This window comes from Vibrio sp. 10N.286.52.F8, from assembly GCF_041468745.1.
GTDB lineage: Bacteria > Pseudomonadota > Gammaproteobacteria > Enterobacterales > Vibrionaceae > Vibrio > Vibrio crassostreae_C.
Map to the genome: position 1 here is coordinate 45,107 of NZ_JBFRJF010000018.1, position 22,173 is coordinate 67,279.

22 protein-coding genes are annotated in these 22,173 nt (G+C 44.9%); 13 read left to right on the forward strand and 9 right to left on the reverse strand.

The annotated features are described in order from the left end of the window. Nucleotides 1–257: 257 nt before the first annotated feature. Both AB4133_RS10620 and AB4133_RS10625 read left to right on the forward strand, forming a co-directional pair. Complete coding sequence (locus AB4133_RS10620; RefSeq protein ID WP_004730426.1) at nt 258–485, forward strand: PAS factor family protein; 228 nt, start codon at nt 258–260, stop codon at nt 483–485. Between the two features lie 282 nt (nt 486–767). After that, a complete protein-coding gene (locus AB4133_RS10625; RefSeq protein WP_004730424.1) occupies nt 768–950 on the forward strand; it encodes a hypothetical protein in 183 nt (60 codons plus the stop codon). 171 nt (nt 951–1,121) lie between these two features. Here the strand turns inward: AB4133_RS10625 and AB4133_RS10630 are convergent, their stop codons facing one another. The 7 genes from AB4133_RS10630 to AB4133_RS10660 form a co-directional block, all read right to left on the reverse strand. Further along, nucleotides 1,122–2,414 (reverse strand): alpha/beta fold hydrolase, encoded by a 1,293-nt coding sequence (locus tag AB4133_RS10630; protein WP_372224404.1) that lies wholly within the window; start codon nt 2,412–2,414, stop codon nt 1,122–1,124. 396 nt (nt 2,415–2,810) lie between these two features. Then, complete coding sequence (locus AB4133_RS10635) at nt 2,811–3,548, reverse strand: DUF3726 domain-containing protein (protein WP_017066505.1); 738 nt, start codon at nt 3,546–3,548, stop codon at nt 2,811–2,813. Continuing rightward, complete coding sequence (locus AB4133_RS10640) at nt 3,545–5,347, reverse strand: hypothetical protein (RefSeq protein WP_372224406.1); 1,803 nt, start codon at nt 5,345–5,347, stop codon at nt 3,545–3,547. Before AB4133_RS10640 ends, AB4133_RS10635 begins: the two co-directional genes overlap by 4 nt. A gap of 279 nt (nt 5,348–5,626) precedes the next feature. Continuing rightward, nucleotides 5,627–7,234, reverse strand: coding sequence for a BCCT family transporter (locus AB4133_RS10645; RefSeq protein WP_372224407.1), 1,608 nt, complete (start codon nt 7,232–7,234; stop codon nt 5,627–5,629). A 230-nt stretch (nt 7,235–7,464) separates the two neighbouring features. Then, nucleotides 7,465–8,460, reverse strand: coding sequence for a membrane dipeptidase (locus AB4133_RS10650; RefSeq protein ID WP_136974448.1), 996 nt, complete (start codon nt 8,458–8,460; stop codon nt 7,465–7,467). A gap of 206 nt (nt 8,461–8,666) precedes the next feature. Next, the gene (locus AB4133_RS10655) at nt 8,667–10,127 is read right to left on the reverse strand and encodes an aldehyde dehydrogenase family protein (protein WP_017060834.1); all 1,461 of its coding nucleotides are present in this window, start codon (nt 10,125–10,127) and stop codon (nt 8,667–8,669) included. A gap of 187 nt (nt 10,128–10,314) precedes the next feature. Then, the gene (locus tag AB4133_RS10660) at nt 10,315–10,713 is read right to left on the reverse strand and encodes a RidA family protein (protein WP_017060835.1); all 399 of its coding nucleotides are present in this window, start codon (nt 10,711–10,713) and stop codon (nt 10,315–10,317) included. A gap of 157 nt (nt 10,714–10,870) precedes the next feature. Between AB4133_RS10660 and AB4133_RS10665 the strand changes: the two genes are divergently transcribed. The 10 genes from AB4133_RS10665 (at nt 10,871) to AB4133_RS10710 (ending at nt 19,373) form a co-directional block, all read left to right on the forward strand. Then, nucleotides 10,871–11,755, forward strand: a complete 885-nt coding sequence (locus AB4133_RS10665) for a LysR substrate-binding domain-containing protein (RefSeq protein ID WP_372224410.1) — start codon at nt 10,871–10,873, stop codon at nt 11,753–11,755. A gap of 717 nt (nt 11,756–12,472) precedes the next feature. Further along, nucleotides 12,473–12,874, forward strand: a complete 402-nt coding sequence (locus AB4133_RS10670; RefSeq protein ID WP_017060837.1) for a hypothetical protein — start codon at nt 12,473–12,475, stop codon at nt 12,872–12,874. Between the two features lies 1 nt (nt 12,875). Then, entirely contained in the window at nt 12,876–13,646 is a 771-nt protein-coding gene (gene atpB, locus AB4133_RS10675; protein ID WP_017060838.1) for a F0F1 ATP synthase subunit A, read from the forward strand. A 47-nt stretch (nt 13,647–13,693) separates the two neighbouring features. Next, nucleotides 13,694–13,930, forward strand: a complete 237-nt coding sequence (gene atpE / locus AB4133_RS10680; RefSeq protein WP_004730405.1) for a F0F1 ATP synthase subunit C — start codon at nt 13,694–13,696, stop codon at nt 13,928–13,930. 54 nt (nt 13,931–13,984) lie between these two features. Further along, the gene (locus AB4133_RS10685; protein WP_017060839.1) at nt 13,985–14,455 is read left to right on the forward strand and encodes a F0F1 ATP synthase subunit B; all 471 of its coding nucleotides are present in this window, start codon (nt 13,985–13,987) and stop codon (nt 14,453–14,455) included. Between the two features lie 11 nt (nt 14,456–14,466). Next, entirely contained in the window at nt 14,467–15,018 is a 552-nt protein-coding gene (locus AB4133_RS10690) for a F0F1 ATP synthase subunit delta (RefSeq protein ID WP_017060840.1), read from the forward strand. A gap of 9 nt (nt 15,019–15,027) precedes the next feature. Next, nucleotides 15,028–16,569 (forward strand): F0F1 ATP synthase subunit alpha, encoded by a 1,542-nt coding sequence (atpA, locus tag AB4133_RS10695; protein ID WP_136974446.1) that lies wholly within the window; start codon nt 15,028–15,030, stop codon nt 16,567–16,569. Between the two features lie 46 nt (nt 16,570–16,615). Continuing rightward, complete coding sequence (gene atpG / locus AB4133_RS10700; RefSeq protein ID WP_017064727.1) at nt 16,616–17,485, forward strand: F0F1 ATP synthase subunit gamma; 870 nt, start codon at nt 16,616–16,618, stop codon at nt 17,483–17,485. A gap of 44 nt (nt 17,486–17,529) precedes the next feature. Further along, nucleotides 17,530–18,915 carry a F0F1 ATP synthase subunit beta gene (atpD, locus tag AB4133_RS10705; protein WP_017068485.1) on the forward strand — a complete coding sequence of 462 codons (1,386 nt, stop codon included), beginning with the start codon at nt 17,530–17,532 and terminating at the stop codon, nt 18,913–18,915. A 14-nt stretch (nt 18,916–18,929) separates the two neighbouring features. Further along, entirely contained in the window at nt 18,930–19,373 is a 444-nt protein-coding gene (locus tag AB4133_RS10710; RefSeq protein ID WP_017060844.1) for a F0F1 ATP synthase subunit epsilon, read from the forward strand. 158 nt (nt 19,374–19,531) lie between these two features. Here the strand turns inward: AB4133_RS10710 and AB4133_RS10715 are convergent, their stop codons facing one another. After that, nucleotides 19,532–20,494 carry a nitrilase family protein gene (locus AB4133_RS10715; RefSeq protein ID WP_372224412.1) on the reverse strand — a complete coding sequence of 321 codons (963 nt, stop codon included), beginning with the start codon at nt 20,492–20,494 and terminating at the stop codon, nt 19,532–19,534. Between the two features lie 106 nt (nt 20,495–20,600). On the opposite strand from AB4133_RS10715, the gene AB4133_RS10720 reads away from it, so the two are divergent. Beyond that, nucleotides 20,601–21,482 (forward strand): LysR family transcriptional regulator, encoded by an 882-nt coding sequence (locus AB4133_RS10720; RefSeq protein WP_372224414.1) that lies wholly within the window; start codon nt 20,601–20,603, stop codon nt 21,480–21,482. 136 nt (nt 21,483–21,618) lie between these two features. On the opposite strand, the gene AB4133_RS10725 is transcribed toward AB4133_RS10720, so the two are convergent. Then, a complete protein-coding gene (locus AB4133_RS10725) occupies nt 21,619–22,155 on the reverse strand; it encodes an RNA-binding S4 domain-containing protein (protein ID WP_017064730.1) in 537 nt (178 codons plus the stop codon). Nucleotides 22,156–22,173 lie beyond the last annotated feature (18 nt).

The window sequence follows — 22,173 nt, forward strand, 5'->3', positions numbered from 1 at the left end:
CTGTGCGTAGCCGATTGGCCCAACAAGCAGCGAACAGCACGTAACTTTTATGTTTGCCTAACAAGCCAAAAGGAGACCACTGTGTCTCCTTTCTTTTGCCCAAACCCAAGTTTTCGATACTTTGCCGTACAACACAATTGTAACTAACTGATTACACAATTAAGCAGAGCTGCACATAATGCGATCAATCTCGCAGAACAAAGATGACACCAAGTGCATAATATGCAAAATTTTCTAAAGATGTACTAAGGACAGTTATGGATACAACTACACTCATCTACGATACGTTGGAAGGCCTATCGAGCGCAAAGCCACAGCAACACGCTCAAATCCGCCAAAATCTATATAACCAATTAGATTTATCATTTGAGAAGCAGTTGGCTTTGTATTCATCAGTTCTTGGTCCAGCAAGTGCTGGTAGATTGACCGATTTGGATAGTGCAGTGATGTCTGCACGCAAGATTGTTGGCTTAGAAAACAGCTAAGCAACCTTTAACCTATCTCAACTTTAACGCTGCCATTGTGCAGCGTTTTTTTATGGACGCTATTTACGATAAGTAAGGTTGGTTACGATAAATGCTGTTAGTTGCGATAAATACGGTTAGTTGCGATAAACGCGGTTAAGAAGATAAGTGCAGTTAGGTCTGTTTTTCAAGTTACACGCATTCTCATTTGGTTAATCTTATGTTCCATTTTTAACAGGTGTGTAACCACAATAATGGCGCTAATGTTAGTAGCACGTTAACCACACATCGGATGGAAGAATCATGAGAGTACTTATTGAATATACACAAACAGGCAAATACCGTGATCATGCGTGGGAAGCATTAACGATTCGTTCAAAAGGCGAAATTCAAGCTGTAACTCCCTCTTATGCGGCTCAGCTTATCGAACAGAACCGCGCCAGCTTATCGACCACTGAAAATCAAGATATCGTCATCCAACCTTAATGGCTTCAAGGGCTACCCCTCCTAGTTCCTTAAATCGAATAGTTCGATGACATAAAAAAACGCTGCATGGGTGCAGCGTTTTCTTGTTTCTGGCGTATCGTATTTCTAACGTAGATAGTTTCTAAAGTAGAAAGCTTCTAACGCATCTTGTTTCTAGTGCAAATAGCTTGATTACTTTGGCAGATTTTCTAACGCTTCAACCATCGTCATCAATTTATCGACAATCCTTTCGCCGTCTACTCGCAAGCCATTGTGTTCATATTCATTGGTGATCCACGCTTTCGAGTTAGGAATGTTCGCCAATGTTTCACGGCTGTAATCCAACTCAACGTACATGTCATCGGCGTAAACGGCACACGCCATTGGCACTGTATTCTTGCTCAACTGCTCTGCGTTGTACAAAGTGCCCCAGTCCGACTTTTCAGCCAACATGTTCGCGGCTTCACGCAGTGGCTTCAGCGTTTCAAGTTGGTCGAACATCCATGGGTACACCATTTCACCAGTAAACCAGAACTCACTGCCCGATTGGTAGTTGAAGTGTGGGTACTGCTCACGAACACGATGTGCAGACCAGTTAGACGCTGTACCTTGACAGTAAATCGATTCATGCAAGATTGCGTAAATTGGGTTAGTTAAGTAACCCTGCTCTTGCTGCATTTGATTTAGGAAGCTGTAGCTCAGCTGTCTGTTACCGTTCACTTCAACAAACGCACTCTCCAGTGTGAAATACATTGGAAAGTTTGCTTCGCCGCCACCAAGATTAATACCTATTAGCTGGAACTGTTCAACTGTGAACACCTGACCGTTTGGCAGTCTCACATCGTTGTTGAGCAGGTAATCAGAGATCTCGCGACACATAGCTTGTGCTTGTGGGAACTGAGCAAAGAAAGCTCTGTTTTTGTCTTCTACACGCTTGTAAGTCGCACGATAAACATCGTCAGCTTCTCGTTCAATAGAAGGAATGCCGCCCGTCACATAACAACGCTGCAAGCTCTGTGGGAACAGTGACAAATAGCTCAGTGTACAGAAGCCACCAAAGCTTTGACCAATCGTCGACCATTGCTTAATACCAAACTGTTCACGAATCGCTTCAGCGTCACGAACGATGTTATCCGCTCTGAAATGCGTTAAGTATTCGACTTGTTGTTCTGGAGACAAATGCGCCAAAGTTTCATGGCTGATAACCGTGCTGTTGCCAGTACCACGTTGGTCTAGAAGCAGAACACGGTAGTTTTGTAATGCACGCTTTAGCCAACCCGATTGACCACTCACCCGTGGAGAAGGAAAACCTGGGCCGCCTTGAAAGTAGATCAACCACGGCAGCTCTTGCTCATCTTTAGCGAGATCAACCAGCTCACGTGCGAAGACTTGGATCTGTTGTCCATCTTTGGCTTGATAATCAAGTGGCAACTCGAAAGAGTGCTGACGGTACAGGGTGGTTCCATCAATAAAGTTAGCTTGCACGCTTCATTCCTTTTTATCTGATTCTAAAGTCATTGGTACGAATAAAAATGGCACCCTTTGGCACCGTAGTTAGCAAGATACGCATACTAGCTTGTAAATGAAACCGTTTGTTGAACCTGAATGTGAAGGTACTTCATTAAATCGCCAAATTAGCTTTATACGCGTAACAACTTGTGTCAAAACAGAGAGTTTAAGATGTGATCTATTGAGAAGAAGAACAAAAGTGGGACACAAATAAAAAGAGCTTAACGAGGTGAGGATACGTTAAGCTCTTTGGTTTTATCTGTTGTAAATGAGGTTTTTAGGTTGAACAAGCTCAGGCTTTATAGGTTTAGTTTCTATAAGCCAAAGATCTATAAACTGAGCTTCTGTAACTTATAGCTCTATAAAACAAAGCTAAGAAGCCTCGAGCTCACCTGCACCTTGAATTGAACGTTGGCTGTTTTCAACAAGGATAGCCGTCGCCGTTTCTTTCAACGCGCCCCACTCTCCATCGTCAACTTCAATGCCCTCGTTCCACGCCTTCTCTTGAGTTTTAAAAAGCGCTTCCGATTCAATGTGTGTTTGGTAGCCATCTGACAAACGTTCGATATCGAAATCCTGGACGGAAAGCTCGATGGTCATATTGTGGATATGATCGTCCGATGTCAGTGGCGAATCTGATAAAAACAGTTCTGGTGCAACGCAACCACGGTTAAGCACATACAAGGTGCTCTTAGGGTTTGAGCCATTGTCCCAACGTGCAGTACACGCGATGCCTTTCGCTGCGAGTTTTACAAGCTCACTGTACGCTAACCAACGGTTATGGCAGTTGTTTAGCTCGATTTTCAGCGTCTTTTTACCGACCATTTTTTCAATGGCGTAATCCATCACCACAGGAAGATGACACGCTAAGCTCGCCTTGTGCAGGTCCACTTCAACTGTGTTGTCGCTTGTCACTTGGATGTCTACAGGGCAATCGTCTTCTAGCCCCATAAAGTTGCTCGCATTGTTAAAATGACGAACACCATCCAAGCCAACCATTTGTAAATCTGCCACCATGTTCGCTATCACATCGGCTTCACCACATGTACGACGCATACCCAGAAAGGCTTTATTAACGGCCGCTACCAGTTCATTGTGAGAAACGATCATAACGATTTACCTCCATGTTGAGCGTTGATATGTGTAGGAACTCTATTTGAGTCAGCGATCTCCGCTTCACTTGGTAAGATTGGGAACACCCATTCGTCCTGATGAATTTCATCAAGCAACGGTGCACCTTGGAAAAACGTCACTCGTACCCAACGGTCTGAGCGAGGATCAAACTTAGTCGCTCCAAACATCGCTAGCTTACAACGCAGCAAATGCATTGGTGGCGAGTCTTGGTGCAGCACGTTCATTTGAATGTCGCCCATCGCCTTGTTACCTAGCGTCCACACACGGCGCGCAATGGCACGATGCTGCGGTTGTTTAACAAGGAATTCAGCCAATGAAAGCTCTGGCGCGAATTGCAATAAAGCATGGTACAGACGGTAAGCTTGACGGCCGATATCCAACGGCAGTTCGCGCTCTTCGCCGAGTTCCTCGCCTCGAACACCGAGCCTTGGCTCTTCTTTGTCCTGAGAGCGATACCAGAACCAGTAGTTATTTTCTGCTTTCGTAAAGTCAGTCGTGATCGCCCAACGGTACTTTTCTTCTAACACAACCAATAGGTCTTGGATCTTTTTGCCACTAGGAAGCGAGAGTGTTTCGCTACAATTCATATGCTCTTGATGGGCGTCCACTAATTCTGGGTACAATTCCATCAAGCATGAGATAAGGATTTCTTGGGCTTCCATACTCATGTGCTTAGATTGTTCAACTAACTGCGCCCATGTATCGCAATGGTTTACAGAAGCTTCTAGTGACTGTTCTGCGTGTTTTAACTCATCAACAGCGGTTTTGTTCAACTCTTGCTGGTTTTCATTGATGGTAACAACTTGTTCTAAATGACAAATCGCTTTTTTAACGTATCTACGTAGTGGCTCGAACAACGCCGTATCGGTCTGACTAGCCAACACGTCCGCCAATGCATGTTCACGGGTTGTCATCCACTGATCGACAATACTAGGGTGGTTAATCAGGTATGGCGCCATACCTAAACCAGTCGCATTACCAACACCAAGGTAACGTTGTAATCCTCGATGCAAGGTAATCGCTTGTTCACCGCCCTGTTGTTCGGCTAGGTAATGAACCCAATCTAGGCTGAACTCACGCAGCATATAAACTGCACACATTTGCGCACTAAATGACTGATTAAAATCTTCATTTTTCTCTAAGATTTTAAAGTCTGCAATGCCAAATTTGCCATTACCATAAACGGCAGTGGTTCGTAGGATGTAGCCTACTTCAGCGAGTTCTTTTGGCGTTGGTTGAACACCTTTCGCCAAGTGACTCACGATGTGTTCAAACACACGTACACTTTTGTTTGCACGCGCTAAAACAAGTACGTTATTTGGATTACGGCCGGCTTCTTGAAGCGGTACATTCGCACGAAGTCTTTCAAGTAGGGTGACATCAACATCACCAAGAACAAGCGCAAACGTTACGTCCCACTTTTCAGCAATTACACGGTCATTTCGTTCGTCATCTGCAATTTCGTCGCAAAAAACAACCAAATGATAAACATGGTTTGGCGTCGCTAGCTTATAGATAACATGACCAAAACCTTGAGCGTCTAATTGCCACTCATGTTTCGTCACTTTCCACTCTTGCTGCGCCATTTTACGAATCAGAGTTCTCACGAAGCTGATGCGTGTTTGGTGCATCGCACCTAGCCTTTCCGGTGCCATGACAACCGTTGCGTCACGTAATGCTGATTCAGTGTAGGTAGAACGATGTGCATCCATTTTGCTCACCACCTTATAGTTATAGGATTTTGCTAGCCATTCAGAACCGATCGTTGCCGTCATTTGAAGCATTCGTTATTACAGTATGCTGGTTAGCTTTCACGTTATGTGGGGCAAGCGAGCTCGCCCCTTATTATTTGTCCTGACTAGATCGATTGACCTAAATACTTTGCCGTCCGGTGTATCTTCACCAGTACGGTTTTGCTGTTCCTTTCGGAATTTTTGCATCAGCCTTCTTTCGAAGGCTGATTTGTTCTTATTCAATCAGTTTCTTTTTTACAGAGCTCTTGTCTTACAGAGCCCTTTTCTTTACAAAATCTGCTCTTTAAAAAAACCTGTTCTTTAAAAACCTTGCTCTTTCGCCATCTTGATTGCGATTTGAGGTGCATTCCAAAGCGATGGCAGTAAGATTATGGACACCGGTACCGCTGTGATCACAATGAACGATTGCAACGCGGAGATTCCGCCTGAACCTAGGGAAATCAGAATCAATGCTGTTACCCCCATCATCACACCCCAGAAAGTACGAATAATTGCATTCGGTTCTGTCTCACCACTGACTACCACACTGATGGTGTAAGTCATTGAGTCACCTGTCGTTACGATGAAGATCGTCGTCAAGATCAAGAACAGAATAGAGATAAGCATTGGCATTGGTAGTTGCTGAGTTACTGCCAGTAGCGCGCCAGGTAAATTAAAGCCTTCGAACGCTTTACTTACGCTGCCTGGGTCTGCAATTTCAAACGCTAGACCAGAACCACCTACAATGGTGAACCAGAAACATGTTACAAACGGCGCAATAATACTGATGGTTGATACCAATTGGCGAATACTACGGCCGCGTGAAATACGTGCGATGAAGATTGCCATCATTGGGCCGTAACCTAAGAACCAACCCCAGAAGAATACTGTCCACCAGCTCAACCAACCTTCGTCACCACGGTATGTTGCCATTGGGATGAAGTTATCTATCATGCTGCCTACACCTTGGATGTAGCCATTGAAAATGAAGTTTGTTGGGCCGAAGATCAGAATGTAGACCATCAATGCCATTGCTAAAATTACGTTGTAACGGCTTAGCATTTGCATCCCGCGGTTAAGACCACTTAATGCAGACAATGTGTATAGAACGATAGCGAACAGGATGATGATAAGCTGCGTCGTGAAGCCATCAGGAATATCAAACAGTGCGTTCAGTGCGTAGCTCACTTGCAAGCCTAAGAAGCCGATAGGACCAATGGTGCCCGCCGCTACTGCGACAATACAACATGCATCAATCAATGCGCCGGTGTGACCTTTCAATGCTCGCTCGCCTAAAACTGGGTAAAGCAAAATACGAGGTTTAAGCGGTAAGCCTTTGTCGTAGTGAAGGTGCATCACCACAATAGACGTTAAGCTACCGACAATGGCCCATGCTAGAAAACCCCAGTGCATAAAGGATTGCGATAAAGCATTCACCGCGCCTTGCTGTGCGTTTTCTTGTGCGCCGTACAATGGTGGTGGGCTAACGTAGTGAGCGATAGGCTCTGCTGCTGCCCAAAATACACCGCCACCTGCCAGTAGCGTACAGAAGATGATCGCCATCCAACGGAAGCCGTCCATTTCAGGTTTAGCGATGCCGCCTAGGATAACCTTGCCTGTTCGCCCTGCCGCCAGGCCAAGACCAATAAGAAAAGTCAGAAGAAGAAGCATTTGCCAGTAAGGACCGAATACTTTTACAGACCATGCAAAGCCCGTATTTACTAGGCTTGATAACAGCTCGCCATCAAATAGAGCAAGTGCCACGAACAGAGCGATAAAACCGCCGCTGTACCAAAGTGCTGGGTTGGATAGGCCTAATTTGTCTGACGTAGACTCAGACTCGTTTGTGTTGCTTTTTGCATTAATTGTTGTGTGTGCTTGACCCGCATTTAAGCTTGAAGATTTCACGCTATTGGTTAAATCAGACATACTCTGACTCCAGAGGTTTCTTTGCAGCTGTCATTTGAATGATGACTACAAGGGTGTATTTAACACCTGCCCTATTGTTTTTTGTGTTGGGCAGGCTAATCCATGTTTGGGTTACCGCGTTGCGAAATAGACCGTTGTTCCTTTTGAATAGTGAAATTGGTTTAAGCAGCACTTGCTTATTGAACGTTTGTTAGAAGGCTGCTAATTCGATGATGGCTCGCGAGAAACCGTTAACCCTTGGTTTGAGGCTCTAGGCCATCTTTCAAGAAGTTAAACCAGTTTTCTCCCAAGACTTGCCCAGCTTCAGACTCGTTGAAACCATGACGCATCAATCCGTTATATATGTTTTCCATACCCGCACTACCACAGAACCAAGGCAACGCATCTGGCCAACCTGAGTTGTTCGCAGAGCCTTCGCCGTAGTCCATTGCTTTAGACCAACGACCATTTCTCATCCATTCAAGAACGGCTTGAGGTTGGTTTAAGCATAGGTCACTGCCAATACCGAGGTGCTCTACGCCGACCATGTCAGCCGTAGTCGCAACCATCTGGCAGAAATCTTCCAAGGTACATTGGCTGCCGTTTGGTAGGTGGAATGGGTACAAGCTGAATCCGATTAAGCCGCCGCGTGCGGTTAGAGCTTTAATTACATCGTTTGATTTATTTCGTAGTGCATCATGAGCAAACGTCGGGTTCGCATGGCTGATACAAATAGGACGAGAAGACAAGTCGATAGCTTCAAGTGTTGAGCGCTCTGCACTGTGAGACATATCTATGATCATGCCCACTCGGTTCATCTCTTCGATGGCTTGTTTACCAAAGCGAGTAATACCTGTGTCGTTCTTCTCGTAGCAACCCGTCGCCAATAAGCTCTGGTTGTTGTACGTCAGTTGCATGATCAAAAGACCTTGCTTACGCATCACTTCGATAAGACCGATCTCATCGTCGATTGGAGAACAGTTTTGAGCACCAAGGAAAATGCCGACTTTGCCAGTCGCTTTTGCAGTCTCGACATCAGCCATTGAGTGAATCGGCATGATAAGGTCTGCGTTCTGCTCGAATCTTAAATTCCATTCTGCAAAGCGAGATAAGGTTTCACGAGCCGTCTCGTGGTAAACCGCGGTAGCGTGAACTGCTGTAATGCCGCTCGCCTTTAGTGTTTGGAAATATTCTCTGTTCCAATTGCAGTATTGCAATCCATCTATAACAATCCGTTGCTGGTACATAACCACTCCTATTGAAAGCTCAGTGTTCTAGCTCGGTTTTGAAAACACGCTCAAATAACATGTTTTCAAAAATGGGTTAAATCACTTGTCTAAGTTCGTTTGCTGCTTTGGTTTGAATGTTGGCCTGACTCTGTGAATCAGGCCAATTCGATAGCTGGATAGCTAGGAAGTTAATTCAGCTATCCAATTCTTATTTAGAAAGTGGATTAGTAAGGACGTTGGTAAGCCGTCTTAACCACTGTGTAGAACTCTTTCGCGTATTGACCTTGCTCACGAGGACCGAAGCTAGACTCTTTACGACCACCAAACGGTACGTGGTAATCCGTGCCTGCTGTTGGTAGGTTGACCATCACACAACCGGTCTGCGCTTGTTGCTTGAACATTGCGCTAGTACGTAGGCTCTGAGTAATGATGCCGCCTGTTAGACCGAAGCGAGTGTCGTTGGTTGTCGCAATCGCTTCTTCTAGGTCAGCGACACGAATCACACTTGCCATTGGTGCGAACACTTCTTCTTGGTTCACTTCCCAATCGTTCTTAGTGTTCAAGAACAGCGTTGGAGACATGTAGAAACCTTCGTGCTTCATACTCAAGCGTTCGCCACCAAATGCCAGCTCACCGCCGCTTTGACGTGCTTTCTCAACCCAACCTAGGTTTGCTTCAAGTTGGTTGCCATCAACGACAGGGCCCATGAACACACCCTCTTCCAGTGCGTGACCCACTTTCAGCTCGCTCATACGTTTAATCAGTGCTTCAACGTATTGGTCGTGAATGCTATCCATAACCACAAGGCGAGAAGACGCGGTACATTTTTGGCCTGCGCCAGAGAAAGAACCTGCAATCGTTGCATCAACCGCAGTTTGGATATCAGCATCGTCAGCAATAACAAGTGCGTTCTTACTGCCCATTTCTAGTTGGCATCGAACGAAGTTTGGCGCTGTAGCCGCTGCCACTTTACGACCCGTATCAACAGAACCGGTAAAGCTCACACCGTTCACTTCTTTAGAGTTGATCAGTGCATCACCTACTGTTGAACCGCTACCCAGTACAAGGTTAAACGTACCTGCAGGGATACCTTGGCGGTGGATGATCTCTGTAAGCGCGACCGCACTTGCTGGTGTTAGGTTTGCTGGTTTCCAAATAACGCTGTTACCGAAAGCCAATGCTGGAGCAATTTTCCAAGCTGCTGTTGCTGTCGGGAAGTTCCAAGGAGAGATAATGCCGATAACGCCCACCGCTTCGCGAGTCACTTCAACAGAAACACCCGGGCGTACAGAATCTGCGTTGTCACCAATTTGGCGAAGCACTTCAGCCGCAAAGTATTGGAAGAACTGACCTGCACGGTAAATCTCACCGCGACCTTCAGCAAAAGGCTTACCTTCTTCACGAGATAGCAAAGTGCCCAGCTCATCACAACGGGCAATCAGCTCATCACCAATCGCTTGAAGCACCGCTTGCTTGCGTTCAATCGGCGTTTTTTCCCACTCTGGTTGAGCGTGTTTCGCCGCTGAAATCGCTTGTTGAACTTGTTCAGCACTTGCTTGTGCAAAGTTGCCAATATTTTCAGAAATATCTGATGGGTTAATGTTCGCTACGGTGCTTACACCCGCTTGCCATTCGCCGCCAATGTAAAGTGCGTTTTCTGCTTGAACATTCTGTAAGTGAGTCATCATTCTGTCCTTGTAACGTTAGGTTGCGGTTGAGTCTGGCAACCATCGGATTAATTAATAAATTGTTAATTTATATAGAGAATAAGTATTAATTTTGTATCTAAACGTAAAGCTATTCGCTTGTATCAGTAAAGATCTGCGTAGACAAACAGCTTTGATTGGCAAATTGCCTCAGTTCACAGTCCATTTATTCAGGTTGAGACGCCGATGCATAAACCACGAACTCAACCAACATCTCTTCTCTAGCTAGCCCTGCAACAACGACTGCTGCACGATTTGGATAAGGTGCGTTGAAGTATTCTCCGTATACGCTGTTTACCGTTTTCAGGTATTCACGGTCAGTCACGTAAATCAGAACCTGCAGCACAGAATCCATCGATTCGCCTGCACACTCCAAGGTATGAACAAGGTTGTTAAAAGTCTGACGCGTTTGCGCTTCAATACCGCCTTCTACTACTGCGCCCGTTTCATCGATTGGAATCTGCGCAGTGTATAGAGTGCCGTTATTAACGATTGCCCACTCTAGTGGTGCTTTTGAAGCAAAAAGAGAGGTTTTTACTGGGTGTTTTTTAGTTTGTGCGTTCACGATTTCATCCAATTTTGTAACAACTATGTTTCAAGATGGTTAAATACTGCACCTTGACGCCTGATAAATCTAACGGTAAATTTTGTGCATTTGATAAATAAAATCTATCACCTTGCAAAAAGTAAAGTATAGCAAGGGCTAGAGAAGGATCGGAGTCATGAGTATTAAGCTACAACAGTTAAAACATTTCGTTTTGGTGGTCGAAGAAGGTGGATTTAGAGCGGCATCTCACCGTGCAAATCGATCGCAAGCGGCACTTTCGACTTCGATAAAAGAGTTGGAAAAAATACTCGGCCAACCTCTGTTTGAAACAGGCAACAAATCGACACTGACGCCTTTTGGAGAAATATGTTTGCCCAAGATCATTCAATTTCTGAACGTTTACAAAGCATTAGACAATGACTTACGCGCAGCGGCAGCAGGACAACAAGGAAGAGTTCGAATAGCGAGCGTGCCTTCGGTGGCCGCAAAACTCATCCCTAGTGTTTTAGGGGCATTTTGTGAGCAGTACCAGAATGTAGAAGTGAGTTTGATTGATGATAATGCGGCAGGGGTAGAAGCAAGATTACTCTCTGGCGAGGTGGATGTTGCCCTCGGTAATAGCTCCCATTTAGAAGAAGAGAGCATCGACTTCACGCCTTTGCTTTCTGATCCTATCGGTGTGGTGTGCCTCAAAGATAACCCTATCGCCTCTCAACGGGAAGGAATAGAATGGCAAACCTTGTTAAAGCAGCCCTTCATTCGTAACGGGACTTGCACCCTACTGGACCCAACACCTGCGCGCATGCTCAGCGAACAAGCCCTGTACTCTGTCGAGAACATTACCTCGCTTTTTTCGGTGTTAGAGCTCGGGATAGGCGTGACCACGCTACCTAAGCTGGCTTTCCCAACCAATGAAACCCGCTTGGTGTGGATTCCGCTAATTGACCCACCCTTGCAACGACAAATCGGCATTTTCAGACTGTCTGATCGTACGATCTCGCCACAAGCACAGGCTTTCCATGACTTATGTATTCAATACCTCAGTTATGAAGAGTCATAAGAGAGCCTAGATTAAGTAAATTAGGCAGCGCTCTGCTGCCATTTACTTCCTCAAAACTCGGTGTTTCTTCTCCGCACCATGCTTCTCGCACACCCAGTCCCCCATTTCACTCCTATATCAAAAACATTTAGGCGCTGAATTTTCACTCTCGCGCACGCAAATAGTGACAAGCTGACGACAATATAAAAAATATTCGCTTATTGATAAGGAGCGACGTACGTTTAATTTACCAGAAAAACCAGATCTTCCATCATTGCCTCAAACAAGCTTAACCCCTACCAAAATCACACTTCACAACTCAGCTTGTAAATGAACCTAAGTGTTTGAATAGTCTTAATTGATAAGATCATAAGTTGAAAATTTAGCTCGCTACTCCCTTCTAAAAAGACCCTCTTTTTCACAAGGATAAAGCATCTTAAATATTCATGAATAAAGTGATAGAACTATTACTTTCATAAATGAAAAACATTCATTTCAAAAATGGAATTATTGATATCAATATTTGTCGTTTTGATCACATAATTTTAGGCGTAGTTTATATTTTGTCGAAACGAGAGCGAACTAGTTTATATCGTTCTATTTCGTCAGGAGATATAAGACCAGCAAGATTATCTCTTTGTTAACAAGCAAAGTTTTATTAACAAGTAAATGCGAGTAGCAAGACATATTCAAACTGTGTTTTATATGAGCTTACACTGTTAAATATAAGGTTTTATTATGAGGCTTAATGGGATAAGTGGTGACATTCTTGTTGCTGCTAAAAGAGTTGTTCTCTGCCAAGTAGTATTAGCCGTCGGTGTAGTTTTATATGAAGTGTTTTTTGGTAATAAAGTAGATATGGAATCGTCGGCTTTGGGTATCGGAATTGCGATGCTACCTCCGCTGTTTGGTTTTATATATGCAAGCCTAAAGGTGCGCAAGAATCCTAATTATAGTTTACGTGACTTAATGCAAATGAGTCGTGTCGTGAAAATAACTTATACGTTCTTAATGTTTATCTTGGCGTTCCAGTTTTTCAAATTGGATAACCCAGTAATATTGTACGCATATATTCTCACTATGGTTGGGTACTTCTTAACACCATTTATTACTGCCTCTACAAGATCGGAGTACGTGTAGTATGGATCAAGTAACTACCGCTCACGAATACATAGAGCATCACTTAACCTTCTTAACTACAGGTGATGGTTTCTGGGCGTTCAATATCGACTCGATGTTGGTATCTTGGATTACGGGTTTACTGTTTATTGGAGCTTTTCGATACGTAGTGACTAAGGGCACCAGCGGTGTTCCAGGTCGATTTCAATGTTTTATCGAACTGATATTTGATTTTGTAAACAACCTAGTAAAAGAGATTTTTCAAGCGGAGGATAAATTAATAGGGCCACTGGCATTAACCACTTTTGTTTGGGTGTTGTTAATGAACGCGGTCGATTTATTACCAATAGATTTCATACCAGCATTAAGTCGTGCAATGGGTCTAGAACACTTTAGAGATCTACCAACGGCGGACGTAAATATTCCAATGTCGATGGCACTCGGTGTATTTATCTTACTGTTGACTTATACATTTAAAAATAAAGGATTGAAAGGCTTTATCAAAGAGCTTACTACGCAGCCATTTGATAACCCTCTTTTATACCCTGTTAACTTAGTCCTTGAATTAATAACATTAATTTCAAAACCTATATCACTAGGCTTACGATTATTTGGAAACATGTATGCAGGTGAGATGATATTTATTCTGATCGCATTAATGCCATGGTGGATGCAATGGGCACTGAGTGTTCCTTGGGCACTATTCCACATATTAATCGTATTCTTGCAAGCATTTATATTTATGGTACTGACCGTTGTTTATTTAGGTATGGCAACAGAAGAACACCACTAATTAATAACTAAAAAATTTAACTAACAAATTATTTATCGGAGATACAAATGGATATCGTAAGCGCAGTTTTATATGTAGCAGGTGCATTACTGATCGGTTTAGGTGCAGCAGGTGCAGCATCTGGTATTGGTAACTTAGCAGGTAAATACCTTGAAGGTGTTGCGCGTCAACCAGACCTTACTCCAATGCTTCGTACTCAATTCTTCATCATGATGGGTCTTGTGGATGCAGTACCGATGATCGGTGTTGGTATCGGTCTATACATCATCTTCGCCGTGGCTTAATCAAACCGCTTTGAAAGATCGATTTGTAAATAATCAAGATTTAGTGAGGAAGGTATGAACTTAAATGCAAGCATGTTTGGACAAGCAATCTCATTCGTGATTTTTGTTTGGCTCTGCATGAAATATGTATGGCCCCCTCTCACCGCGATGTTAGACGAGCGCCAAAAAGAAATCGCTGATGGTTTACGCCACTCAGAGAACGCTGCGAAAGAGCTAGAACTAGCAAAATCAAATGGCGCGCAACTCATCGAAGATGCAAGAAAAGATGTGACTGAACTGGTTGAACAGGGCCGAAAACGCCGCAATGAAATCATCAGCTTAGCGCAACAAGAAGCCGAGCAAGAAAAGGCACGCATCTTAGAACAAGGTAGAGCTGAGCTAGAAGGCGAACGCCAAAAGATACGCCGTGAACTTCAGGCAGATATGGCAGACGCAGTAATTCAAAGTGCACAGAAACTGATTAGCAAAAACCTAGATTCCGCAACGAACCGAGCGCTAGTTGACCAAATGATTAGCGAACTCTAAGGAGAGGCAATATGTCAGATTACACCAATATTGCTCATCCCTACGCCAAAGCATCGTTTGAATTTGCTTTAGGTGAAAACCAGTTACAAGAGTGGCACTCAATGCTGTCCATTCTTGTGGCTGTCGCGGAAGAAGAAACGATCGCTAGTCAGATTTCTTCAGCAGAAGGTGCTTCTACACACCAAACAGAAGAGCTGGCAAACCTCATCATTCATATTTGCCAAGGACTCGTTGATGACCACGTCATTAATCTCATTCGAGTCTTGGCCGAGAACGGCCGCCTTTCTGTTGTAAGAGACCTGTTTGAATTGTACTGCGAGCTAAAGGACGAACATGAACGTGTAGTGCCTGTCACTGTCACCAGTTCAGAAATGCTGACACAAGATCAAGTTACGTCACTAACAGCTGCACTTGAGAAGAAATTAGAGCGTCAGGTTGAAATGAAGCAGGTTATTGATGACACGTTAGTGGGTGGAATGGTCATCAAAGCGGGTGAAACCGTTATCGATGGTTCTTTAAACACATCAATTGACCGATTGGCTCATCAACTTCACGCGAGATAGGTAACAATTATGCAATTAAATTCAAATGAAATCAGCGATCTAATCAAAGAACGCATCTCGAAATTTAATGTGAGCACCGAGGCTCGCAATGAAGGCACTATCGTATCGGTTCGTGATGGCATCATCACAATCAATGGCCTTGCTGATGTTATGCAAGGCGAGATGATTGAGCTACCAGGTGGCAAATACGCACTCGCACTTAACCTCGATACCCACTCAGTAGGTGCGGTGGTTATGGGCCCCTACACTGACCTCTCTGAAGGTATGAAAGTGAAAGGTACAGGTCGTATCTTAGAAGTACCTGTAGGTAACGGACTTCTTGGTCGTGTAGTCAACACATTAGGCGAGCCAATCGATGGCAAAGGCCCAGTGAGTTGTGACCGACTCGACCCTGTAGAAGTGATTGCACCGGGTGTAATCGAACGTAAGTCTGTTGATCAACCTATTCAAACTGGTTATAAAGCGGTTGATACCATGGTGCCAATCGGTCGTGGTCAACGTGAGCTTATCATTGGTGACCGTCAGACGGGTAAAACAGCGTTAGCTATCGATGCGATCATCAATCAGAAAGATTCTGGCATCAAATGTGTGTATGTAGCGATTGGCCAAAAAGCCTCCACTATCGCTAATGTGGTTCGTAAACTCGAAGACCACGATGCGCTAAAAAACACCATCGTAGTCGTGGCATCAGCATCAGAGTCTGCAGCGCTTCAATACCTAGCCCCTTATGCGGGTTGCACCATGGGTGAATACTTCCGTGACCGCGGTGAAGATGCGCTGATCATCTATGATGACCTATCAAAACAAGCCGTTGCTTACCGTCAAATCTCATTGCTATTGAAACGCCCACCGGGTCGTGAAGCCTTCCCTGGCGACGTATTCTACCTTCACTCACGCCTACTAGAACGTGCAGCACGAGTGAATGCAGAGTATGTAGAGAAGTTCACTAACGGTGAAGTGAAAGGCCAAACAGGCTCATTAACGGCGCTTCCTATTATTGAAACTCAGGCGGGTGATGTATCAGCGTTTGTACCAACCAACGTAATCTCAATCACCGATGGTCAGGTTTTCCTTCAAACCCAACTGTTTAACTCAGGCTTACGTCCTGCAGTAGACCCAGGTATCTCGGTATCTCGTGTGGGTGGTGCGGCGCAATGCAAGATCATCAAGAAACTGTCTGGTGGTATCCGTACTTCATTAGCTCAATATCGCGAGCTGGCGGCCTTTGCTCAATTCTCTTCTGACTTAGATGAGATGACGCGCAAACAGCTAGACCATGGTGAGCGTGTTACCGAATTAATGAAGCAAAAACAATACTCTCCAATGTCAGTCGCTGAGCAAGCAACGGTTATCTACGCAGCAGAGAAAGGCTACTTGGCCGGTGTTGAGCTAAACAACATTGCCCGTTTTGAAGAAGAGCTGATTGCTTATGCCAAAGGTCAGAACCCTGCGTTGTTCGAAAAAATCAACGCGACAGGCGATTACAATGACGACATCGACGGTGCTCTTAAAGAGATCCTAGAAGGTTTTGTTGGGATGAAAGCTTGGTAAGTGCTCCGGTTTGTTAGCTGGAAATCAAAACAAATAGGAGCAGATTATGGCAAGTACTAAAGAAATTCGCACCAAGATAGCCAGTGTTAGTAACACTCAGAAAATCACTAGCGCAATGGAAATGGTTGCAGCAAGTAAGATGCGCAAGGTTCAAGACAACATGACGCTAACTCGCCCCTACGCCGAGAACATGCGAAAAGTTATCTCTCATGTTGCATCGGGTTCCCTGGAGTACCAGCACCCTTACCTGCAACAGCGTGAACCTAAGCGTGTCGCTTACATCATTATCTCGTCCGATCGCGGCTTGTGTGGTGGCTTGAACTCAAACTTGTTCAAGAAAGTGTTAGAAGAAATGGAGCAATGGCGCACCAAGGGAGTCGAGGTAGAAACAACCTTAGTGGGATCTAAGGCTATCTCGTTCTTCCAACGCGGCGGCAACGTTATTGCACAAACGTCAGGTCTTGGCGATACACCTAAGTTAGAAGACATCTTAGGTACGGTGAATGCGATGCTCGGGCATTACGACGAAGGTAAAATCGATAGCTTGTATCTCGTTTACAACCAGTTCGTCAACACCATGGTTCAAGCGCCAACGACCTTGCAGTTGCTCCCCCACCCTTCGGATTCTGAGGAAGGTGGTGAGCCTAAAAAAGCGCGTCGTTGGGACTACATCTATGAGCAAGCACCCAAAGACATACTCTCAGAACTGTTACATCGATACATCGAATCGCAAGTGTATCAAGGCATTGTTGAGAGCATTGCCTGTGAGCAAGCAGCCCGAATGGTCGCTATGAAAGCGGCGACTGATAACGCAGGCCAACTCATTGATGACTTGCAGTTGGTCTACAACAAGGCGCGTCAGGCTGCCATTACCCAAGAGCTGAGTGAAATAGTCTCAGGTGCCCAAGCTGTCTAGGGCTAGAAAAGACTGGGTCAAGAACAGAATTTGAGGATTTAAGAATGAGTGTTGGAAAAATAGTTAAAGTAATCGGCGCGGTGGTTGACGTCGAGTTCAGCGGCGGCAACAGCCCACGCGTTTATGATGCATTGAAAGTGACTAGCGACGAAGCAAGCTCGTTAGTATTGGAAGTACAACAACAACTGGGTAGCAATATCGTTCGTTGTATTGCAATGGGTACGTCAGATGGCTTACGTCGTGGCCTAACGGTTGAAAACACAGGCTCTCCAATCACGGTTCCTGTCGGCGAAGAAACGCTAGGCCGTATCATGAACGTGCTTGGTCAACCTATCGATGAGTGTGGTGAAATCGGTCAGAAAGAAAACTACGAGATTCACCGTGAAGCCCCTTCTTATGAAGAACAAGCAAACAGCACTGAGCTTCTAGAAACAGGCGTTAAGGTTATCGACCTTATCTGTCCATTCGCTAAGGGTGGTAAAATTGGTCTGTTCGGTGGTGCTGGTGTAGGTAAAACCGTCAACATGATGGAGCTTATCAACAACATCGCCAAAGCCCACTCAGGTCTTTCTGTATTTACCGGTGTAGGTGAGCGTACTCGTGAAGGTAACGACTTCTACTACGAGATGAAAGAAGCGGGTGTACTAGACAAAGTAGCCATGGTTTACGGTCAAATGAACGAGCCACCGGGAAACCGTCTACGTGTAGCACTTACAGGCCTAACTATGGCTGAGCGCTTCCGTGATGAAGGTCGTGACGTACTGTTGTTCATTGATAACATTTACCGTTACACGCTTGCGGGAACAGAAGTATCAGCTCTGCTAGGTCGTATGCCTTCAGCAGTAGGTTACCAACCAACACTGGCTGAAGAGATGGGTGTGCTTCAAGAGCGTATCACTTCGACTAGACAAGGCTCTATCACGTCTATCCAAGCGGTATACGTACCTGCGGATGACTTAACCGATCCATCACCAGCAACAACCTTTGCTCACTTAGATGCGACCGTTGTACTGTCTCGTAATATCGCGGCATTGGGTCTATACCCTGCGATTGACCCGTTAGATTCAACGTCACGTCAGTTAGATCCGCTGATCGTAGGCCAAGAGCACTACGACATTGCACAAAAAGTACAAACAACGCTGCAACGCTACAAAGAGCTAAAAGACATCATCGCGATTCTTGGTATGGATGAGCTGTCTACTGAAGACAAACAGACCGTATCTCGCGCTCGTAAGATTGAACGTTTCTTAACGCAGCCTTACCACGTAGCCGAAGTGTTTACCGGTCAGAAAGGTGTCTTTGTACCGCTAAGCGAAACACTAAGAGGCTTTAAAGGTCTATTGAGCGGTGAATATGACGATATCCCAGAGCAAGCGTTCTTGTACTGTGGCTCTATCGACGAAGTGCTTAACAAAGCAAAATCACTCTAAGAGGCAGGTGCACCATGGCTATCGGAATTACAGATAATACATTTCAACTTAATATTGTAAGTGCGGAAGGTACGCTGTTTTCAGGTCCAGCGTATGCCCTAGCCGTTTCTGGCGCTGACGGTGAACTGGGGATCCGCCCCGGTCACTCCCCGCTTCTCAGTAAGATCAAACCGGGCGTAACCGTGTTTGTTACAGACCCTAAATCAGAAGGCCAAGTGCTGTATGTCTCTGGTGGGATGCTGGAAGTTCAGCCGGATGTGGTTACGTTATTAGCCGACACGGCCTTGCATGGTAAAGACATTGACCGCGCTCGCGCAGAAGAAGCGAAATATGCCGCTCTAGAGAACATCAACAAGGGCAACATAGACATTAACTTTGCACAAGCTCAGCTAGAACTAGCGAAAGCCGTTGCTCAGTTACGTGCATCAGAGCTAACTTCTTCTCACACAAGACACTGAGAATAGAACTTAGATGCTCGATACTTGATGTGTAAATAGTCTACCCACTTAAACATGATTTAAGTGGGTAGACTACATCAGAAACCCTCACTTCTCTTTCAACTTCCCCACCCTTTTAACCGCTACTAATACATCCTTTTTCACCTGAGCTTACAACATTACTTCTCTGCAAAACGCGCTTGGTGCGGGTCCAGTTCATGACCTAATGGCTGAGTCAGTGAATGATATAGCTCAGGTTTACGACCACGAATCCAACGTCTCCCGGTACACATCTCTAGTTCTTGCGCTTTCAAATTCGCAATCACCATATCGTCATCAACGCTGTCCGTCTCGGTGATGACTTCCCCATAAGGGCTTAAGATCATCGCATTTCCTGTTCTCACTTCATCCATATCAACACCTACACCATTGCTGAACACCACAAACATACCGTTATCGTGTGCTCTTACAGGCAACCAACGCATTAGCCATTCGCGACCATTCTTACCCTGCATTTCAGCACGAATCACCTCTGGGTTTTCATCTCGGTTAAACCATAAATCTGGGTCAATTCGCTTCATCGCATTGGGGCTACGTGACTGACAACCGCCCGTCTGGTGTGGTGCAATCAAAATATCGGCACCTTTCAATGCAGTAATTCGAACATTCTCAACCAAGTTGTTATCCCAACAAATCAAGATACCGACTTTGCAACCGTGGGGCGTATCGAACACCGTGTATTGGTCGCCGCTGCTCATATGTGGGCTAACGAAGGTGTGCAGTTTACGGTGTTTCTGAACTTCTCCATTGGGCATGGCGAATACGTAGGTGTTGTATAGCTCGCCATCGATGCCCTTCTCTATCAAACCAGCCCCAACACTGATGCCAAACTGTGTTGCCAGTGCAATCAGATTTTGAGTCGATTCACCACTCGGCACAGGTTCCGCTAGCGCTTCTATCTCGTCTCGCGACAAAGCAGACACATGCCAGTAGCCAGTGATGCACATCTCTGGGAAACTGATGATCTCCACACCACTCTTCGCAGCTTGTTGAACGTATTGACCTATCACCGACAAGTTATACGCCTTATCGCCTGCATGATGGTTAAACTGAACCGACGCTACTTTGATGTCTCTTTTCATTATTCGTCCTCAAATTTCGCTTTATCTGATTTGGTATGAACTCAGTATAAAAAATCGATTCAATTCCATATAATGAAAGATATTCTTAGTTCAATGAGCATTCGGAATGGAATTTGATTTACTGAAGGCGTTTTGTCAGTTGGCTAAGTCGGGCAATTATCGTATGGCATCAGAGCAGCTCTACATTACTCAGTCGGCACTGACCAAAAAGATTCAACGACTGGAATCCAATATAGGAGCGAGTCTGTTTTCTCGCGGCAGGAACGGCGCAGAACTGACACACGCAGGTAAAACCTTACTAGCCGAAGCCCAACGTTTGGTTCATTCAATGCAAGCGTTTGAGCAGCTTTCAGGCTCCGTAGTGAATGGAACTCAGGGGCATTTGAACATTGGTTTTGGCGTATCTAATTATCACGAAGCACCTAAACTGATTGCCGCCTATAAACAACAGTACCCAGACGTTCACATCACCTTAAATGACACACCTTCTAAGCAGCAGACCGACGAGCTATTGAGCCATGAACTCGATATCAGCTTCAATCGAATACCCGACTCCTCGGATTTAAAGAGCCTAACGCTTTTCAATGATTCGCTTGTGATTGCGGTTCACAAAGATATTCTCAAGCAAGCGCCAGGTAACGATCAGGTTCTCTTTGAGTTATCGAAATGGCCTTATCTAAAATTGGCTCAGCACCGTGGCCCCGGATTAGACAGACAGATTCAACAATATTGTCTTACCAATAAAATCGACTTATCTAAGACACAAGAAGCCGATGATATCCTCACCCTGCTTGCCTTGGTTTCGGCCAATATCGGTTTCACCATCGTACCCAGCAGTGCGCAGTACATTAGTAACACCGATGTGGAATTCATTGCGTTAGAAGGTGAACACGCGACTTGGCCTGTCGGGTTAATCTGGAATGGAGAGAGTGACAACCCACTCAGGGATAGGTTTGTAGAGTTTGTGGCTCATCAAAAAGGAAATTAGACCAAAAGCTAAATTTCACCAACAAAAAAGGCTCACTAAATAGTGAGCCTTTTGATATTTTCTTAACGTAAACCTAAGTCTAAGGTTGCTTGCGTTTTGAAAGAATAGCTTTAGATCAGTAGGTTAGAGCTATAACTTAGAAGAACTCAATCGAATTACGGCCGCTTTTGTCATCACGTGTTGGCTTTGGCGTATCCGCTTTCTTTTTCGGTTTCTTCTCTTTTTTCTCTTTCTTTGGTTCAGCCTTTGCGCTTAGCATTTCTGCTTTGCTTTTCTTAGATTCCTTCTTCTTAGAATCCTTTTTAGACTGACCTTTCTTCGCCTTGTTCTCTTTTTTAGGCGTTTCTTTCTTTTTCGGCTTTTCTGATTCTTCTTGTACTGGCTGATCACACACCACTACATAGTATTCTTGGTTGAATTCAAAGAAGTCGCCATCGTACATTTTACGACGCTTACGGGTTTCTAGCTCACCATTTACCGCTACGTAGCCTTCAGAGATGATGTGCTTAGCTTCACCGCCACCACTCACTAGGTTAGCAATTTTAAACACTTTGTAGAGCTCGATTGGCTGTGATGAAACATCAATACCAATTGCTTCAATTTCAATCTCTTCGCCTTCTTCGCCCAGCTCTTGGCCTTCGTAATCAGCGTCTTCGTAATGTTCTTGGTCCATGGTGACCTCTACCTAAAT

Coding starts and splice junctions, on each gene's coding strand:
- AB4133_RS10620 (WP_004730426.1), top strand. CDS start 258: ATGGATACAACTACACTCATCTACGATACGTTGGAAGGCCTATCGAGC.
- AB4133_RS10625 (WP_004730424.1), top strand. CDS start 768: ATGAGAGTACTTATTGAATATACACAAACAGGCAAATACCGTGATCAT.
- AB4133_RS10635 (WP_017066505.1), bottom strand. CDS start 3,548: ATGATCGTTTCTCACAATGAACTGGTAGCGGCCGTTAATAAAGCCTTT.
- AB4133_RS10640 (WP_372224406.1), bottom strand. CDS start 5,347: ATGACGGCAACGATCGGTTCTGAATGGCTAGCAAAATCCTATAACTAT.
- AB4133_RS10645 (WP_372224407.1), bottom strand. CDS start 7,234: ATGTCTGATTTAACCAATAGCGTGAAATCTTCAAGCTTAAATGCGGGT.
- AB4133_RS10650 (WP_136974448.1), bottom strand. CDS start 8,460: ATGTACCAGCAACGGATTGTTATAGATGGATTGCAATACTGCAATTGG.
- AB4133_RS10655 (WP_017060834.1), bottom strand. CDS start 10,127: ATGACTCACTTACAGAATGTTCAAGCAGAAAACGCACTTTACATTGGC.
- AB4133_RS10665 (WP_372224410.1), top strand. CDS start 10,871: ATGAGTATTAAGCTACAACAGTTAAAACATTTCGTTTTGGTGGTCGAA.
- AB4133_RS10670 (WP_017060837.1), top strand. CDS start 12,473: ATGAGGCTTAATGGGATAAGTGGTGACATTCTTGTTGCTGCTAAAAGA.
- atpB (WP_017060838.1), top strand. CDS start 12,876: ATGGATCAAGTAACTACCGCTCACGAATACATAGAGCATCACTTAACC.
- atpE (WP_004730405.1), top strand. CDS start 13,694: ATGGATATCGTAAGCGCAGTTTTATATGTAGCAGGTGCATTACTGATC.
- AB4133_RS10685 (WP_017060839.1), top strand. CDS start 13,985: ATGAACTTAAATGCAAGCATGTTTGGACAAGCAATCTCATTCGTGATT.
- AB4133_RS10690 (WP_017060840.1), top strand. CDS start 14,467: ATGTCAGATTACACCAATATTGCTCATCCCTACGCCAAAGCATCGTTT.
- atpA (WP_136974446.1), top strand. CDS start 15,028: ATGCAATTAAATTCAAATGAAATCAGCGATCTAATCAAAGAACGCATC.
- atpG (WP_017064727.1), top strand. CDS start 16,616: ATGGCAAGTACTAAAGAAATTCGCACCAAGATAGCCAGTGTTAGTAAC.
- atpD (WP_017068485.1), top strand. CDS start 17,530: ATGAGTGTTGGAAAAATAGTTAAAGTAATCGGCGCGGTGGTTGACGTC.
- AB4133_RS10710 (WP_017060844.1), top strand. CDS start 18,930: ATGGCTATCGGAATTACAGATAATACATTTCAACTTAATATTGTAAGT.
- AB4133_RS10715 (WP_372224412.1), bottom strand. CDS start 20,494: ATGAAAAGAGACATCAAAGTAGCGTCGGTTCAGTTTAACCATCATGCA.
- AB4133_RS10720 (WP_372224414.1), top strand. CDS start 20,601: ATGGAATTTGATTTACTGAAGGCGTTTTGTCAGTTGGCTAAGTCGGGC.
- AB4133_RS10725 (WP_017064730.1), bottom strand. CDS start 22,155: ATGGACCAAGAACATTACGAAGACGCTGATTACGAAGGCCAAGAGCTG.